General features: G+C 72.1%; 17 protein-coding genes. 11 read left to right on the plus strand and 6 right to left on the minus strand.

The window, feature by feature from the left end:
* Nucleotides 1-368: 368 nt before the first annotated feature.
* Nucleotides 369-626, minus strand: coding sequence for a hypothetical protein (locus EXE45_RS09750; protein ID WP_092919440.1), 258 nt, complete (start codon nucleotides 624-626; stop codon nucleotides 369-371).
* A 118-nt stretch (nucleotides 627-744) separates the two neighbouring features.
* On the opposite strand from EXE45_RS09750, the gene EXE45_RS09755 reads away from it, so the two are divergent.
* Complete coding sequence (locus tag EXE45_RS09755) at nucleotides 745-1,125, plus strand: RidA family protein (protein ID WP_137694212.1); 381 nt, start codon at nucleotides 745-747, stop codon at nucleotides 1,123-1,125.
* Between the two features lie 53 nt (nucleotides 1,126-1,178).
* On the opposite strand, the gene EXE45_RS09760 is transcribed toward EXE45_RS09755, so the two are convergent.
* Complete coding sequence (locus tag EXE45_RS09760; protein ID WP_137694213.1) at nucleotides 1,179-3,242, minus strand: helix-hairpin-helix domain-containing protein; 2,064 nt, start codon at nucleotides 3,240-3,242, stop codon at nucleotides 1,179-1,181.
* 130 nt (nucleotides 3,243-3,372) lie between these two features.
* Here EXE45_RS09760 and larE point away from each other — a divergent pair, with 130 nt between their 5' ends.
* From larE to EXE45_RS09800, 8 genes are all read left to right on the plus strand, one after another.
* Entirely contained in the window at nucleotides 3,373-4,296 is a 924-nt protein-coding gene (gene larE / locus EXE45_RS09765) for an ATP-dependent sacrificial sulfur transferase LarE (RefSeq protein ID WP_092919434.1), read from the plus strand.
* A gap of 110 nt (nucleotides 4,297-4,406) precedes the next feature.
* Nucleotides 4,407-4,610 carry a hypothetical protein gene (locus EXE45_RS09770; protein ID WP_092919432.1) on the plus strand — a complete coding sequence of 68 codons (204 nt, stop codon included), beginning with the start codon at nucleotides 4,407-4,409 and terminating at the stop codon, nucleotides 4,608-4,610.
* Between the two features lie 89 nt (nucleotides 4,611-4,699).
* Entirely contained in the window at nucleotides 4,700-4,888 is a 189-nt protein-coding gene (locus tag EXE45_RS09775; protein WP_092919430.1) for a hypothetical protein, read from the plus strand.
* A gap of 81 nt (nucleotides 4,889-4,969) precedes the next feature.
* A complete protein-coding gene (gene serB / locus EXE45_RS09780; RefSeq protein ID WP_092919428.1) occupies nucleotides 4,970-5,620 on the plus strand; it encodes a phosphoserine phosphatase SerB in 651 nt (216 codons plus the stop codon).
* A gap of 105 nt (nucleotides 5,621-5,725) precedes the next feature.
* Nucleotides 5,726-6,556, plus strand: a complete 831-nt coding sequence (locus EXE45_RS09785) for a lycopene cyclase domain-containing protein (protein ID WP_092919426.1) — start codon at nucleotides 5,726-5,728, stop codon at nucleotides 6,554-6,556.
* Entirely contained in the window at nucleotides 6,549-7,715 is a 1,167-nt protein-coding gene (locus tag EXE45_RS09790) for a Brp/Blh family beta-carotene 15,15'-dioxygenase (protein ID WP_092919424.1), read from the plus strand. Before EXE45_RS09785 ends, EXE45_RS09790 begins: the two co-directional genes overlap by 8 nt.
* 60 nt (nucleotides 7,716-7,775) lie before the next feature.
* Nucleotides 7,776-8,408: a GNAT family N-acetyltransferase gene (locus EXE45_RS09795; RefSeq protein ID WP_137694214.1), complete on the plus strand. Its 633-nt coding sequence runs from the start codon at nucleotides 7,776-7,778 to the stop codon at nucleotides 8,406-8,408.
* 19 nt (nucleotides 8,409-8,427) lie between these two features.
* Entirely contained in the window at nucleotides 8,428-8,715 is a 288-nt protein-coding gene (locus EXE45_RS09800) for a hypothetical protein (RefSeq protein ID WP_092919420.1), read from the plus strand.
* A gap of 45 nt (nucleotides 8,716-8,760) precedes the next feature.
* Here the strand turns inward: EXE45_RS09800 and EXE45_RS09805 are convergent, their stop codons facing one another.
* Entirely contained in the window at nucleotides 8,761-9,657 is an 897-nt protein-coding gene (locus tag EXE45_RS09805; protein ID WP_092919418.1) for a YkgJ family cysteine cluster protein, read from the minus strand.
* 104 nt (nucleotides 9,658-9,761) lie between these two features.
* Here EXE45_RS09805 and EXE45_RS09810 point away from each other — a divergent pair, with 104 nt between their 5' ends.
* Nucleotides 9,762-9,983, plus strand: a complete 222-nt coding sequence (locus tag EXE45_RS09810; RefSeq protein WP_137694215.1) for a hypothetical protein — start codon at nucleotides 9,762-9,764, stop codon at nucleotides 9,981-9,983.
* A 42-nt stretch (nucleotides 9,984-10,025) separates the two neighbouring features.
* On the opposite strand, the gene hisB is transcribed toward EXE45_RS09810, so the two are convergent.
* The 3 genes from hisB to EXE45_RS09825 all read right to left on the minus strand — a co-directional run bounded on the left by hisB (nucleotide 10,026) and on the right by EXE45_RS09825 (nucleotide 13,268).
* Nucleotides 10,026-10,622, minus strand: coding sequence for an imidazoleglycerol-phosphate dehydratase HisB (gene hisB / locus EXE45_RS09815; RefSeq protein WP_137694216.1), 597 nt, complete (start codon nucleotides 10,620-10,622; stop codon nucleotides 10,026-10,028).
* Between the two features lie 438 nt (nucleotides 10,623-11,060).
* Nucleotides 11,061-11,801, minus strand: a complete 741-nt coding sequence (gene hisA / locus EXE45_RS09820; protein ID WP_092919412.1) for a 1-(5-phosphoribosyl)-5-[(5-phosphoribosylamino)methylideneamino]imidazole-4-carboxamide isomerase — start codon at nucleotides 11,799-11,801, stop codon at nucleotides 11,061-11,063.
* Between the two features lie 648 nt (nucleotides 11,802-12,449).
* Nucleotides 12,450-13,268, minus strand: a complete 819-nt coding sequence (locus EXE45_RS09825; RefSeq protein ID WP_137694217.1) for a hypothetical protein — start codon at nucleotides 13,266-13,268, stop codon at nucleotides 12,450-12,452.
* A gap of 168 nt (nucleotides 13,269-13,436) precedes the next feature.
* Here EXE45_RS09825 and EXE45_RS09830 point away from each other — a divergent pair, with 168 nt between their 5' ends.
* Nucleotides 13,437-14,693 carry a thiamine ABC transporter substrate binding subunit gene (locus tag EXE45_RS09830; RefSeq protein WP_137694218.1) on the plus strand — a complete coding sequence of 419 codons (1,257 nt, stop codon included), beginning with the start codon at nucleotides 13,437-13,439 and terminating at the stop codon, nucleotides 14,691-14,693.
* Nucleotides 14,694-14,712 lie beyond the last annotated feature (19 nt).

Raw genomic sequence — 14,712 nt, forward strand, 5'->3', positions numbered from 1 at the left:
GGCGCGCCTGCGAGCGGCCGCCCTCGGCGGCCGCGAGCCAGCCCGCGAGGGAGTCGCTGGCGGCGTCTGCCGCCAGCGACGAGGCTGGGGAGGCGTGAGGTGCCGTGCGGGGCGGTGCTGGGCGGGACTCAAAGGGGCAGTCGCGAGGGCTCGGTGCGGTCGCTGCGGTCCTCGTCGGTCGCTCGCTTCGCTCGCACCCTCCTGCGGTCCTTGCGTCCCGCGCCTTCGCCCTCGCGACTGGGGCTTTGGAGGCGTCGTCCGTGGGCTTGCTAGCAGCTATTTATAAACGAGCGGCTGAGGCTTTGGATACCGGCACCCCAGCAGCGTCGGTCGTTTATAAACAGCCGACAGCGACACCACGGTCTAACTTATAAAGGACACCCTGCGGTCGGGCGGCGACCGGACGATCCCGTCGCGCTCGCAACGACGAGGAGCGCGATCAGGTCGGCCGTGAGCGCCGCGACGGCGCCGAAGCGGAACAGGACCAACAGTCCGAGCACCGCGACCGCGAGCCCGACCGCGGCGCGACGAGCGCGGCCGGTGGTCGAAAGCGAGCGAGACACCTGAGCGCCGACGCCGACCTGCGCCGCGAAGAGGAGGACGCCGAACGGGGACACGGCTGGCATACGGCTCGATTCCGACCGAGCCTGTATGAATATGTCGGCGGGGCGAAGAGCGTCCGGAGCGGTCGGGGTGACCCCTGCGACCCGCATCTTGATACCGCGGCGCGTCGTCCTCTGAGCAATGCGAGAAATCACGACGGACGACGTGCCGGAGGCCCTCGGTCCGTACTCACAGGGGATCGTCTCCGGCGACACGGTCCACGTCTCGGGGAAGACGGGCGTGGACCCCGACACCGGCGAGGCCCCCGAGTCGGTCGCCGAACAGACGACGCAGACGCTCGAAAACGTCGCCACGATCCTGGAGGCGGCCGGGACGACCCCGGACGCGATCGTGTCGGCGACCGTCTACCTCACCGACATGGGCGACTACGACGCGGTCAACGAGGCGTACCGGGCGTTCCTCTCGGAGCCGTACCCGGCGAGAACCTGCGTCGAGGTGTCTCGGCTCCCCGCGCCGCTCGACGTCGAGATCACGGTCACCGCGGAGCTCGACGGCGACTGAGCCGACCGAACCGACGACGACGGCGAGTAGGGTCGGCGCCGACGAGCCGCCCCTCAGAACTTCTCCAACAGGTCGCCGTAGAACTCGCCGCCGCGGTCGTCCGCGAGCTTCTCGACGATGAGCTCCGGCGTCGACCGCGCGAGGTGACCCTTCTTCGGCGAGCGGTTCACCCGCAGCTCGCCGTCGACGAGCCCCGCGGCCTCGATGCCGTCGACCGCGACCTCGAAGTCCGCGGCGTCGCGGATCTCGCGGGCCAAATGGGAGACGAAGACCGCGGTCGCGTCCTGGTCGTCGAGCGCCTCCAGGATGCCGGCGATGATCTTCGCGGAGGCGCCCGGCTCGGTGATCGACTCCAGCTCGTCGACGAGGACGAGCCGGCCGTCCGCGCCGTCGACGAGGTCGCCGAAGTCGCGGAGCGTCGCCTCGAACGCGCCCGCGTCGAGGGTCCCCTGCGACTTCGCGTAGTAGTGGACCTCCTCGAAGCGCTCGACGGTCGCCGACTCGGCGGGCACGGGCATGCCCATCTGCGCGAGGACGACGACCAGGGCGACCAGGTCGAGCGTGGAGGTCTTCCCGCCGGAGTTGACCCCCGACAGGAGCGTCGCGCCCGAGACGGCGTAGTCGACCGGCTCGACGTCCGCGAAGTCGACGTCGAGCAGCGGGGAGCGGCCGCCCTCGATGCGGAAGCCCGCGACCGCGTCGCCGCCGGCCTCGGCGTCGCCTCTCTCCGGCCCGACCACCTCGGGAATCGTACAGTCGAAGTCGCGGGCGAACCGCGCGATCGCCAGCTCGACGTCGAGCTCCAAGGCGTCGCGCACGAGGTCCTCGACCGGCTCGCGGAGGTCGCCGAGGTCGCTCGCGAGGTCGGCCTTCAGCTTCGCCGCGCGGCGGTCGCGGGCCGCGGAGAGCTCGGTCCGGAGCCGCGAGACCGCGCTCTCGTCGTGCTCGACCGGGAAAGAGGGGTCGCCGCCGAAGACGCGGTCGGCCAGCTCCGCCTCCTCGGGCTCCAAGCGGAGCGCGTCGGCGAGGTGCTCGCGGGCGGCGTCGACCGCCGCGTCGTACTCGTCGGCCAGCTCGCGGTCGAGCAGCGAGTCGACGCGGGCGCCCTGTTCGACTAAGGAGAGGAAGTCGGTCCCCTCGATGGTGACGTCGCGCTCGCGGATCGCCTCGCGCAGCCGGTCGTCGGCGACCGAGGCCGCCGTCGACACCGCGGCGTCGAGGTCGTCGACGGCGCCGGTCAGCCGGTCTAACTCCGCGTCGCCGGCGATGGTGCCGTCGTCGTCGAGCCGCGAGAGCGCGTCACGCAGGCGGTCGAGGTCGACCGGAGGGCCGGCGTCGGAGTCGCCCTCTTCGGCCGAGTCGCCGCCAGAGACCGGGTCGCCGGCCGCCGCGGCCGCCTCGTGGACCGCCACGGCCGCCTCCAGCCGCTCGCGGTTCTCGGCGAAGAACGCGAGCAGGCGCTCGGGGACGGTTTCGGCGGGAGTTTCGAGGGCGTCCGGCCGCACGCTCACGTCGCCCTCCACGTCGAGCCCGGCGAACGACTCGTCTAAGACGATCACGGAGGCGTACGACCGGCCGAGCTCGGAGACGTCGCGGGCGTCCTCGACGGTCTCGACGGAGAGCTCGGGGACGGCCGACTCGGCGCGCGCGAGCGTCTCGGCGTCGGCGGTCGCGAGGCACCGGTCGCGGACGCGGACGGTCGGGGGGTCCGACAGGGGCGCGCAGTCCGCGAGCGCCTCGCGGACCGCCGGGTCGGGATCGCGGTCCGTCGCGTCGGCCGCGAACGCCTGCGCCTCGTCGATCCGCGAGGCGGACGCGCTCGGGTAGAAGGTCTCCAGTCGCTTCGCCGCGTAGTCGGTGACGGTGCGCTCGCGCAGCAGGTCTATCGCCTCCCGGTACAGTTCGCGGGCGCGGTCGGTGGCCAGCACGCGCCCGTCGTCGCCGTGGCGGCGGCGGATCGCCCCGCGGGCGATGCGGGCCGCGCGGGCCTCGTTGACGCCCGGCGCGCGGGCGATGGCGGCCACGTCGCCGGACTCGACGGTCGCGGCCGGGTCGTCCAGTTCGCGTAAGGCCGCGGCCGTCTTGGCGCCGACGCCGGGGATCGCCTCCAGCTGCATCTACTCGCCGGTATCGCGGCAACGGTGTAAAGCGTGCGGGTCGCTCCCGCGGTCCGGCGCGGCGGGGCGCGACCGGCCGGGTCGATTCCGCGTGCGACGCCCTTTTTCGCGCCCGCCGCCAACGCCGGCCATGAGCCAGACGGCGCGAGGCGTCGGCGACGGATCGCTCGCCTCCGAGACGGCGGCGAAAGCGGCGGCGGCCCGCGACGCGCTCGGCGAGCGCGACGGGGTCCTCGTCGCGTTCTCGGGCGGGGTCGACTCCGCGGTGGTGGCCGCCTTGGCGGCGGACGCGCTCGGCGACGACGCCGTGGCGTGTACCGCCCGAAGCGAGACGCTCCCGGCCGCCGAACTCGACGACGCGAGGCGAGTGGCCGAGGAGATCGGAATCGCTCACGAGACGGTGACGTTCTCCGAGTTGGACGACCCGAACTTCGTCGCCAACGACGGCGACCGGTGTTACCACTGCCGGACGATGCGGCTCGGCCGGATGTACGAGACGGCCAGGGAGCTCGGCATCGACACCGTCTGCGACGGGACGAACGCGGACGACCCGGGCGAGGGACACCGGCCCGGGCTCCGCGCGGTCGAGGAGCTCGACGTGTTCTCGCCGCTGCTCGACGCGGGGATCACGAAGGACGAGGTCCGCGCGATCGCGGAGTCCTACGGCCTCTCCGTGGCCGACAAACCCTCGATGGCGTGTCTCTCCTCGCGGATCCCGACCGGGCTGGAGGTGACCGAGGAGCGCCTGACCCGCGTCGAGAAGGCCGAGCGCGTGCTCCGCGAGTGGGGCTTTTCGGGGTTCCGCGTCCGCGACCACGACGGCCTCGCGCGCGTCGAGATCGCGCCGGAGGAACTGGAGCGCGCGCTCGACCCCGCCTTCGCCGACGCCGTCCACGAACACCTCACAGACCTCGGCTTCGAGTACGTCACCCTCGACATGGCGGGCTACCGGACCGGGAGCGTGAGTCCGGGCGGCGAGGAGGAAGGGGACGCGTCCGCGGAGGCGGAGTCGGCGGGAGACGGCCTCGACATCGGCCGGCAGTACCCGCGCTGAGACGGGCGGGCGGAGCCGCGTTTCGCGTTCTCCTCGCCCGCCGCGACGGCGTTATCACCCGAGAGAACCCGGGAGGAACGCTTATAACCCGTGTTACTGAATCGACACCTATGCGAGAGGCCCAGACGCTCGCGGTGATCGCCGGCGGCGTCGGCGGGTCCGTCGGGGCGTTCGTCGGCGTCGCGGTCGGCGGGTCCGCGATCTCGGTGACGCTGACGACCCTCGGAGTCGCGACCGCCGTCGGCGTCGGCGTCATCGCGAGCGCGGTCATCGCCGGCGACGTGGAGTTCCTCGCCGACGCGGAGGGCGAGTGACGGGATCGGCGTGGGAAGGGGTTACAACGGGGCTGAGCGGGTTGATTTCGGAGAAACGTTCAAATACGAGCTTCTCGTGGTCGCACGTGATGGACGCTGCGGCGTCGTTCTGGGAAGAGTGTGACCGCTACCACGAGCTCGCGGAGCGGTTCCAGCGCGGCATCGAGATCACTCACCCCGATCGGCTCACCGGGCGGAGCGGCTACTACAGCGAGTGCGGGTGTTCCTGGTGTGCGGAGGAGGTCACCTACGTCGAGTACCGCGGCGAGCGGCCGTAAGGGGGCGCTTCGGAGGGCGCCGTCCCGACGACGTCGCGGCCGACCGCGCGCTTCAAGGCCCCGCCGCGACGAACGGACGTCATGAGTCTCATCGCGTTCGACTTCGACGGGACACTCTCCGACTCCGAGATGACGGTCCTGCTCGCCGAGCGGGCCGGCGTCGCCGACGAGGTCGCCGAGATCACCGAGCGGGCGATGAACGACGAGCTCAGCTACGCCGAGAGCCTCTATCAGCGCGCGGCGCTGCTCGAAGGGCTTTCGGCGGCGGACGTCGCCGACGCGTTCGACGCGGTCCGGATCCGGCCCGGCGCCGCGCGCCTCATCGAGCGCCTGCGGGAGGAGGGCCACCACGTCGCCGTGCTCACCGGCGGGTTCGAGCACGGCGTCGAGGCGGCGCTCGCCCGGGAGGGCGTCGCGGTCGACACGATCGTCGCGAATCGATTACCGACCGGACCGGACGGGGCGCTCACCGGCGAGGCCGAGGGACCGCTCATCGAGGGAACGAAAGACGACGCGCTGGCCGACCTCGCGGCCGAGGTCGGGGTGCCGATGACGGAGACGGTCGCGGTCGGTGACGGCGCGAACGACCTTCCGATGCTGGAGGTCGCGGGGCTCGCTGTCGGCTTCGTCCCGAAGTCCGCGGTGCGACCCGTCTGCGACTCGGTCGTCGCGTCCATGTATCGGCTCGGGAAGGTGCTGGCGGCGCACGGCGTCCTCGCGGCGGACGAGTGACGCCCGAACGCGTTCGGTCCGGCGGTACCTGACGACGTTCGGCTGAAGGGTTAAAGAGAAACGGAGCGTAAGCGGAGGTATGAGCGTCTTCGTTGGGGTGAGTCGATGCTGCCGACGCTGACGTATCTCCAGTTCCATCTCGTCTTCAGTCTCCCGGTCCTCGCGCTCCTGTGGTACCTCGCGCCCCGGTACGAACCGACGCGGCGTCGGCGCGCGGCGGTCGGGATCGCGATCCTGGTCGCCATCGCGTACGCCTACACCACGCCGTGGATCAGCTACATGATCCGACGGGGGGCGTGGGGATACGCCGACGGCGCCGTCGTCGCGCGGGCGCTGTCGATCCCGCTGGGGGAGTACCTCTTCTTCACGGTACAGACGGTCGTCGTCGCGCTCGCGCTCCACCGGATCGGCTTCGACCCGACGTTTCGGGAGGGAGACTTCGACCGCGCGCCGCGGGCCGCCGGGGTCGCCGTCGGCCTCGCGATGGTGCCGATCGGGCTGACGCTCGTCCGGCTCGACCCCTCGTTCCTGTATCTCGGCGGGCTGATCGCGTGGGTCGGGCCGGTTCTCGCGCTCCAGTGGAGCGTGGGCGGGGGGTACCTCGCGCGCACGCCTCGGCTGTGGGTCACGGCGACGCTGGTCCCGGCAGCGTACTTCTGGGTCGCCGACCGGATCGCGATCGGGATGGGGACCTGGTACTTGTCGCCGGAGCTGACGAGCGGGATCACGGTCCTCGGACTTCCGATAGAGGAGATGCTGTTCTTCGTCGCCGCGGGAGTGATGACGATCAACGGCCTCGTCTTGTTCGAGTGGGTCCTCGACTGGAACGACCGGCGGCGGGAGACCGCGGAACCGGCGCCGTCCGGGAGAACCGAGCGCGACGTCCCCGGTCCGGACGCGCCGGCCGACCCGGACCCCGACGTGGTCGATGACTGAGGCGCCGGCGGCGTCGACGGACGCGAGCGAGTCCCGTTCCGCGGCGGCCCGCGAGCGCGACGCCGGAGCGACCCCCGCGGACGCGCAGACCGAACCCGAGTCCGCGGCCGAGCGGGTCGACCGCTGGTTCGCGCGTCGCCCGGCGCTGGCGTTGGCCGCGCTGCTGCCGATCGGTGCCGTGACCCCCCTGTTTCCGGTCGAAGTCGGCGTCGCGACGTTCGCGCTCGGTACCCTCGCCGTCGGGATGGCGCACGGCGCGGTCGACCACCTCGTCCCGCTCCGAGCCGCGCCGGGCGTGTCGCTCCGGCGGTCGATCGCGGTCGTCTCGGTCGTCTACGCGGTCCTCGGCGGGGCGGTCGTCGCGGCGTTCTTCGTCGCGCCCGTCGCGGCGTTCGTCGGCTTCATCGCGCTCACGTGGCTCCACTGGGGACAGGGCGACGTGGCGACGCTCGCGATCGCCGGCGTCGAACACCTGCCCTCGTCGGCGGAGCGGTGGCTGGCCCTCGTCGTCCGGGGCGGGCTCCCGATGGGGGTTCCCCTCCTCGCGCACCCCGAGGAGTACCGGCTGGTGGCCGAGTGGATCGTCGGGCTGTTCCTCGTCGACTCGGGCGCGGCCACGAGCGCGGTCGCCCCGCTGTTCGTCCCCGAGGTCCGGTTCGCGGTCGGCCTCGGGATGGCGGCCGCGACGCTGGCGTCGGTCGCCCTCGGCTACCGGCGGGTCCGAAGCGGCCGGGGTCCCGACGGCTCGCGGCGTGACCCCGGCGGCTGGCGGCGCGACGTCGGCGAGCTCGCGGTGCTGTGGGCGTGGTTCCTGCTCGCGGCGCCGGTGTTCGCGATCGGGGTGTACTTCGCGCTGTGGCACGCGCTCCGGCACGTCGGGCGCCTCGTCCTCGTCGATCCCGGGGCCGCGAGCGCGGCGTCGGCCGGCGATGCCGTCGGAGCGCTCGCACGCTTCGGTCGCGACGCCGCGCCGCTCACGCTCGGGGGGTTCCTCGTGGTCGGCGCGGTCGGCGCGAGCGTCCCGGCCGGCGTGGCGGCGCCCGGCGACCTGCTGGCCGTGTCGCTCGTCGCTATCGCCGCGATGACGCTGCCGCACGTCGTCGTCGTGGCGTGGCTCGACCGACGGCAGGAGGTCTGGCGGCCGGGCGCCGGGAGCTGACGGGGACCCCCGCTTCCGACACCGAACCGCTCTTGCTCCGCCGCGGCGTCCGTCCGGTAGATGACGGAGTTCGCGATCCGAGACCCGCGGCCGGGCGACGCCGAGCCGCTGGAGGAGCTGATCACCGCTCACTTCAGCGAGGGAAGCACCTACGGCGTCGACCTCGGACTCGACGACCCGACGTACCACGTGCTGGTCGCGGTCGAGTCGGGCGACGACGCGAACGTGGCCGAGTCGGGCGACGACCGTAGCGAGGGCGACCGCGGCGACGCGGTCTGCGGCGTGATGGCGCTCCGCGAGTTCGCGGACCCGGCCGAGCTCGCCGACGAGATGTACTTCTTCGACGACCGCGATCTGCTCCCCGCGGCCGACCGGTACGGCCACCTCGAGATGGGATACGTCGGCGAGGCGGCGACCGGTCGGGGGATCGGGAGCCGACTGCTCGAACGGCTACACGCGGTCGGCGCGGCGCGCGGCGTCGACCTGTTCCTCGCGGACTCGTGGTACCACGGCGGCGACGACTCGCCGGAGAAACTGTTCGACGCGCACGGGTACGAGACGGTCCACCGCGACCCGATCGAGCGATCCGCCGAGGAGTGTCCGAAGTGCGAGGGCGAGTGCGTCTGCGAGGGGGCGCTCGCGGTGCGACGGGTCGCGGGCGACGAGGACGACGCGGAAGCGGGGACGTCGTGACCGACGCACGGAGGCCGGCGTGAACCACGACCGCGTTCACGCCCGGGAGCCGGCGCATCGGGTCGACCGGTGGTCCGTCGGCGTCGTCGAGTCGATAGGGAAGCGCGACGGCCACTGCGTCGTGACGGTGCGGCCGGTCGCGTCGGGCGACGCCGGCGGCGAGCGAGACGCTGCCGAGTCCGACGCCGCGCCCGTCGAACTGGTGATCACGTTCGCCGTCAGGGACCTGTTCGTGAGCCGGCTCCCGATCGGAGAGGGCGAGTCGCCGGTCGGCGAGCGCGTCTGGTACCGGAAGCGGGGCGGGTGAAGGGAGGAGGCGAACGGTCGCGGTCCCCCCTCCCGCGGTCGGCGTTCATCCCTCAGAACTCCACCCCGGCGTGCCCGGCGCGCCGGCGTCGTCTTCCGTCTCACGGACGAGCCGGTCGCGCGCGTCGCGGTCGAGGGCGACGCGATCGCCGTCGGCGCCGGCGCGCTCGGTCCACGCCTCGATCGCTCGGCCGACCCACGAGTCGGCCTCGCGGGCGCATTCCCGGGCCTCGGCCATGCGTTCGCGGGTCACCGACAGCGACCCGGGGCGGGAGCCGACGGCGGCGCCGGCGAAGCGGGCGCGGTCGGCGGCGGTCCCCGCCCCGTCGCGGAGACGGGCGACGACGCCGTCGAGGTCGTCGGGGTCGGGATAGGCGAAGACGGTCGCGCCGAGCGCCTGCGGGCCGAACGCCGGCGCTGGGAGGTCAGCGGGCGGCGCGTCGTCGAGGAGCCGGTCGCCGCCGCCGGCGGCCTCGACGCGCTCGCACTCCGTCTCGGCGCCGAGCTCGAGGGTGTGCCCGGGGTAGCTCGCACAGGTTCGCGGATAGCGGTCGGTGTCGTGGATCCGGCACTGGAGCGTCGTCGGGTCGAGGAAGACGCACGCGTCGAGCCAGCGCGGCTCGTCGGTGCCGATCGGCGCGACCGGCTTGGGTGGGTTCCGGAGGCCGACGACGAAGACGGGTCGACCGTCGACGGCGGCGAGGTCGGTCCCGTCGATCCGGACGCTGTCGTCGCGCTCGGCGGGTTCGAAGAGTCGGGGTACCAGAGTGTCAGCGAGGCCGTCGTCGACGAATCGGGCCACCTCGTCGCGGGTGAGCGGCACGAGGTCGTAGGCGTCGTCGAGCGGGGGGCGCGGGCCGGTGCGGTCCGAGCCCGCCGCGGCCGGGTCGAGCGGGCGCCAGTCGACGCAGCAGCCGGCGCAACCCTCGCAGTCGAGTTCCATGCGAGCGTGTCAACGGTTCGCGCGGTGATAAGTGGTCGGCGGAGCACGGGGGATGCGAGCGGGCCCGGAGCGTTTTGTCGGGGCGGGCCGAACGGCGTCACGAAATGGATCCGAAAACGGCGGAGCTCCGACAGCTCGCGGTCCGGATCGTCGAGGAACACGAGGCCGCGGCGGTGACGCCGGGGATCGTCGTCCAGCGGCTCGCGGTCGAGTACGACCGCGACCGCGGGTACAGCGAGGTGTTCGACCTGCTTCACGAGCTGGAAGACGAGGGCGAGCTCGTCTACCACCACGGGGAGTACAACGAGTTCGCCGCGCCCGAGTGAGGGGACGCCGGGAGGGCGCGCGCCGCGAGCGCGGGCGTCGCGTCAGAGTTCGCCCTTCGTGCTCGGCGTGTCGCTGCGGCGCTCGTCGAGGCGGGTGGCGTCGTCGAGCGCACGCGCCAGCGCCTTGAACAGCGCCTCGACCTCGTGGTGGGCGTTGTCGCCCGTCTCGACCGTCGCGTGGAGGGTCAGCCCGGCGTTGTGGGCCAGAGAGAGCGCGAAGTGGTCGGCCATGACGCTGGTGAACTCCCCGACGGACTCCTGAGAGAACTCGCCGGAGAACTCGTAGTACGGCCGCCCCGCGATGTCGACGACGACGCTCGCGACCGCCTCGTCGAGGGGAACGCGGCGGTCGGCGTATCGCCGTATGCCGCGCTTCTCGCCGAGCGCCTCGTCGAACGCCTCGCCGAGGCAGATCGCCACGTCCTCGATCGTGTGGTGGTCGTCGATCACGAGGTCGCCGTCACAGCGGACCGTCAGGTCGAAGAGGCCGTGTTTGGCGAACGACGCCAGCATGTGGTCGTAGAAGCCGATCCCCGTGTCGACCTCGCTCTCCCCGTCGCCGTCGACCGCGAGGGTGAGTTCGATCGTCGTCTCGCTCGTCTCGCGGGTGACGGCCGCGGTCCGGTCGTGCTCGCTCATACGGGCCCGTCGCGGGGGATTCGTAAGTCGGTTGCGGGTGTGAGGGCGTTCGAGTCCGCGAGAGAGGAGCTGATGTGATTGAGGAGTTCAGAGTGTACTTATAAATAGGCGGTGCGGTGGCGCGTGCCTGCGAGCGGCCGCCCTCGGCGGCCGCGAGGAGCACCGCGCGAGGGACGCGGCGACCGGAGCGAAGCGGAGGGAGCCGCGAGGCTGGGGAGGCGTGAGGCTGCGGTGCCGTGCGAGGCGGGACTCAAAGGGGCAGCCGGGAGGGCGGCGCAGGCGACGTAAGGACCGCAATGAGGGAGCGAACGCAGTGAGTGACCGAGTGAGGACCGCAGCGAGCGTGCGCCGCCCTCCCGGCTGGGGCTTTGGAGGTGTTCGCCGATGATCCGAAGTCAGTTATTTATAAGCGATCGACGACGACCCCGCGCTCCGCTTTTAACCCTCGTCCGCGGCCTTCTGCGCCTCTCGGAGCGTGAACTCGCCCTCGTACAGCGCGGTGCCGACGACGACCGCGGCCGCGCCGGCCTCTTTTAAATCGACAACGTCCTCGACGCTCGCCACGCCGCCGGAGGCGATGACGGGTATGTCCACGGCCTCGACGACGCTCGCGACCGCCTCGCGGTCGATCCCCTCTAACTGCCCTTCCACGTCGACGTTCGTAAAGAGGATCGCGCCGGCGCCCAGCTCCTCGTAGCGCGCCGCGGCCTCGGCGGGGTCGAGCCCGGTCCCCTCGGTCCACCCCGACACCACGACCTCGCCGTCCTTCGCGTCGAGGCTGACGACGACGGTTCCGGGGTGGGTGTCGTCGACCTCGCCCACGATCTCGGGCGTCTCGACCGCCGCGGTGCCGAGGATGACGCGGTCGAGGCCCAACTCGAGGAGGTCGCGCGCGCCCTCCGCGGTCCGGATGCCGCCGCCCAGTTGGAGGCCGGTCTCGTCCGGGACGCTCTCGACGACCGCCTCGATCGCCGCCGCGTTGACGCGCTCGCCCTCGAACGCGCCGTCGAGGTCGACGAGGTGGAGCGTCTCGGCGCCCGCCTCGATCCAGCGCTCGGCGGCCGCGACCGGGTCGCCGTAGCGCTTGCCCGTCCCGCGCTCGCCGCCGACCAGCTGGACGACCTCGCCGTCCTGAACGTCGACGGCGGGGATCACCTCGAACTCGGGGAAGTCGCTCATACGGAACGAGAGTCGAGGACGCCGATTAAACTGGTCGGTTCGAGACGAAACGGAGGGTTGCGCGGCGAACGTCTCCGAAGGCTCAGTCGCTCGTTTATAAATAGCTGAGACTTGATCGACGGCGACCACCGCCAAAGCCCCAGTCGCTCGGCTGTACGTGGGTGGCCGCTGATCGACGGCGAACACCGCCAAAGCCCCAGTCGCTCGGCTGTACGTGAGTGGCCGCTGATCGACGGCGAACACCGCCAAAGCCCCAGTCGCGAGGACGCCGTACGCTCGCTGCGCTCCTCGCTCAGTCGCTACCGCTCCTTCGCTGCGGTGCTTACGTCGCCTACGGCGTCCTCGCGACTGCCTCTTTGAGTCCCACCCGACCGCGACCGCACCGCCGGAAGACGTTCCTGCTCGCTCGCTTCGCTCGCTGCGCGGGCTGCGACTTCCGTACTCCCGCTCGCTCCCTCCGGTCGCTCGCGGGACCGCAGCCTCACGCCTCCCCAGCCTCGTCGGCCTCCCTCCGGTCGGCCGACTCCCTCGCGCGTGCTCCTCGCGGCCGCCGAGGGCGGCCACTCGGAGGCACGCGCCACCGCACCCCATTTATAATAAATGATAGAGTTTCGACGGAACTCGGTGATTCCGGAGCCTCCGATCCCCTCACTCCACCGAAATGAGCAGCTGCGAGACGTCCTCGTCGAATGCGGCGGGGTCGGTCGCGAGCGCCTCGGCGGTCTCGGCGTCGGCGAGCTGCGTCACCGCACTCTCCGCGTCGACCGAGTCGGGCAGCGCCGCGTCGAAGACCTCGAGGAGCGGCTCGGTCGGGTACGCGCCGCCGGCGACGATGACGTCGGTCCCGTCGTGCCAGACGCCGAGTCGAGCCCCGATCTCGACGGGCTGCCCCACCTCGGCGGTCGACCCGGTCGGAAGCGGGATCCCGCCGTCGAGCGCGTACTCTCCCGTCAGCCGCCACGCGGTCGCGGTGTGGCCGGACCGGACGGTGGTGATCCCCTCGTCGACGACCGCGACGCTCTCGATGCCGGCGGTCCGGAGCTGCGCGCGGAAGGCGCCCGTCGCGGCCGTCTCCACCCGGCTCATCACCCGCTCCCTGCCGACGCCGGCCGGGAGCTGATCGATCGCTGGCCGGAGGTCGATCCGCGTCGCGAAGAAGACGACGGGCGACCCCGACGCGTCGACCGTTTCGGCGAGCGCGTCCGCGACGGGCGCGTACTCGAAGATCCGCGTGTGTTCGCGCGCCCGAACGGTGACCGGTCCGTACGACTGCTCGAACACCGTGCTCTCGGACTCGTCTGTCTGGCGCCAGTCGTCGATCCGGTCGCTGGTCACCTCGGGGGCCGGCACCGGTCCGTCGCGGCCGCCGAGACAGCCGGCGAGTCCGGCGACCCCGACCGCCGCGCCGCCGGCGAGCAGTCGCCGCCGCGTGGTCCGCGTCGACCGCGCACCGAGGTTCTCGTCCATAGGTCGAGGTGGTCGCCGCGAAGTAAATGGATGTCGCCGGTCCGAGCGGTCCGTCCGGTCGAAACAGCGATTTCGGACCGGGGCCGCGCCGAGTCGAACCGCCGCTCGGAACCGGTCTCGGGACGCGGACGGATCCCTTATGTAACCACCGAGTACAACAACCGAGTGATGACTACCGACAAGAGCGAGACGCGGCGGCGACGCGCCCGGCCACGCACCCGACGACGCTTCCTGACGGCGGCCGGGGCGGCCGGCGCCGCCGCGCTCGCCGGCTGCAGCGCCGAGCGCGTCGACGACGGGGGCGACGGTTCCGGGAGCGACGGCTCCGAGAGCGACGGGGACGGGGCGGCCGACGGAAACGACACCGACGACGGGGAGGGAGACGACGGCGACGAGGAGACCCCGACGCTGACGGTCGCGACCTACACAAGCTTCATCGACGCGCCCTCGGTGAGCCCCGGCGAGTGGCTCAAAGAGGAGTTCGAGAGCCGCGTCGACGCCGAGCTGGAGTGGGCGACCCCGAGCAACGAGGTGAACTACTACATCGAGCGCGCCGCGTCCGGCGCGTCGATCGACGCCGACCTCTACGTGGGGCTCACCACGGAGGACCTCGTGCGCGTCGACGACGAGCTCGACGGCGACCTCTTCGTCGAGGCGGGCGACGTCGACGGGCGCGACGCGGTGAAGGAGGGGCTCCGGTTCGACCCGTTCGACCGCGCGGTCCCGTACGACACCGGGTACATCAGCCTCGTGTACGACGGCACCGCGACGGAGGCCCCGGAGACGTTCGAGGGGCTGCTCGACGAGGAGCACAGGGGCGCGCTCATCGCGCAGAACCCCGGCGCCTCCTCGACCGGGCGCGCGTTCCTCCTCCACACGGTCAACCGCTTCGGCGACGGCGGCGTCGCGAGCGACGGCGACGGCGAGGCGATCGCGGGCGAGGACGGCGACCCCGACTACGACTACCTCGACTACTGGGCGGACCTCCAGGAGAACGAGGTGCGCGTCCTCGGCTCGTGGGACGACGCGTACGCGGCGTGGAGCGAGGGAGAGGCGCCGATGGTCGTCTCCTACTCCACCGACCAGGTGTTCGCCGACATGGAGGGGCAGGACCTCGACAAACACCAGATCCGCTTCCTGAACGACCAGGCGTACGCGAACCCCGAGGGGATGGCGGTCTTCGCCGAGGCGGACGAACCCGACCTCGCCCGGGAGTTCATGTCGTTCATGCTGGAGCCGGCGGTTCAGGGCCAGATCGCCCAGCGCAACGTCGCGTTCCCGGCGACGAACGGCGCCGAGCTGCCGAGCGACTACGCCGAGCTGGCGAAGGAGCCGGCCGACCCGGTGACGTTCACCTACGACGAGCTCCAGGGCGCCGTCGACGCGTGGGTCGAGGCCTGGGAGCGACAGTTCGCCGGGAACTAACCCCGTGGCCGACGTGGGT

Origin of the sequence: Halorubrum sp. SP9, from assembly GCF_005435015.1 — an archaeon.
GTDB lineage: Archaea > Halobacteriota > Halobacteria > Halobacteriales > Haloferacaceae > Halorubrum > Halorubrum sodomense.

Coding starts and splice junctions, on each gene's coding strand:
- EXE45_RS09790 (WP_092919424.1), top strand. CDS start 6,549: ATGACTGAGGCGCCGGCGGCGTCGACGGACGCGAGCGAGTCCCGTTCC.
- EXE45_RS09810 (WP_137694215.1), top strand. CDS start 9,762: ATGGATCCGAAAACGGCGGAGCTCCGACAGCTCGCGGTCCGGATCGTC.
- EXE45_RS09750 (WP_092919440.1), bottom strand. CDS start 626: ATGCCAGCCGTGTCCCCGTTCGGCGTCCTCCTCTTCGCGGCGCAGGTC.
- EXE45_RS09830 (WP_137694218.1), top strand. CDS start 13,437: ATGACTACCGACAAGAGCGAGACGCGGCGGCGACGCGCCCGGCCACGC.
- EXE45_RS09760 (WP_137694213.1), bottom strand. CDS start 3,242: ATGCAGCTGGAGGCGATCCCCGGCGTCGGCGCCAAGACGGCCGCGGCC.
- EXE45_RS09775 (WP_092919430.1), top strand. CDS start 4,700: ATGGACGCTGCGGCGTCGTTCTGGGAAGAGTGTGACCGCTACCACGAG.
- larE (WP_092919434.1), top strand. CDS start 3,373: ATGAGCCAGACGGCGCGAGGCGTCGGCGACGGATCGCTCGCCTCCGAG.
- EXE45_RS09785 (WP_092919426.1), top strand. CDS start 5,726: ATGCTGCCGACGCTGACGTATCTCCAGTTCCATCTCGTCTTCAGTCTC.
- EXE45_RS09825 (WP_137694217.1), bottom strand. CDS start 13,268: ATGGACGAGAACCTCGGTGCGCGGTCGACGCGGACCACGCGGCGGCGA.
- serB (WP_092919428.1), top strand. CDS start 4,970: ATGAGTCTCATCGCGTTCGACTTCGACGGGACACTCTCCGACTCCGAG.
- EXE45_RS09795 (WP_137694214.1), top strand. CDS start 7,776: ATGACGGAGTTCGCGATCCGAGACCCGCGGCCGGGCGACGCCGAGCCG.
- EXE45_RS09770 (WP_092919432.1), top strand. CDS start 4,407: ATGCGAGAGGCCCAGACGCTCGCGGTGATCGCCGGCGGCGTCGGCGGG.
- EXE45_RS09805 (WP_092919418.1), bottom strand. CDS start 9,657: ATGGAACTCGACTGCGAGGGTTGCGCCGGCTGCTGCGTCGACTGGCGC.
- EXE45_RS09755 (WP_137694212.1), top strand. CDS start 745: ATGCGAGAAATCACGACGGACGACGTGCCGGAGGCCCTCGGTCCGTAC.
- hisB (WP_137694216.1), bottom strand. CDS start 10,622: ATGAGCGAGCACGACCGGACCGCGGCCGTCACCCGCGAGACGAGCGAG.
- hisA (WP_092919412.1), bottom strand. CDS start 11,801: ATGAGCGACTTCCCCGAGTTCGAGGTGATCCCCGCCGTCGACGTTCAG.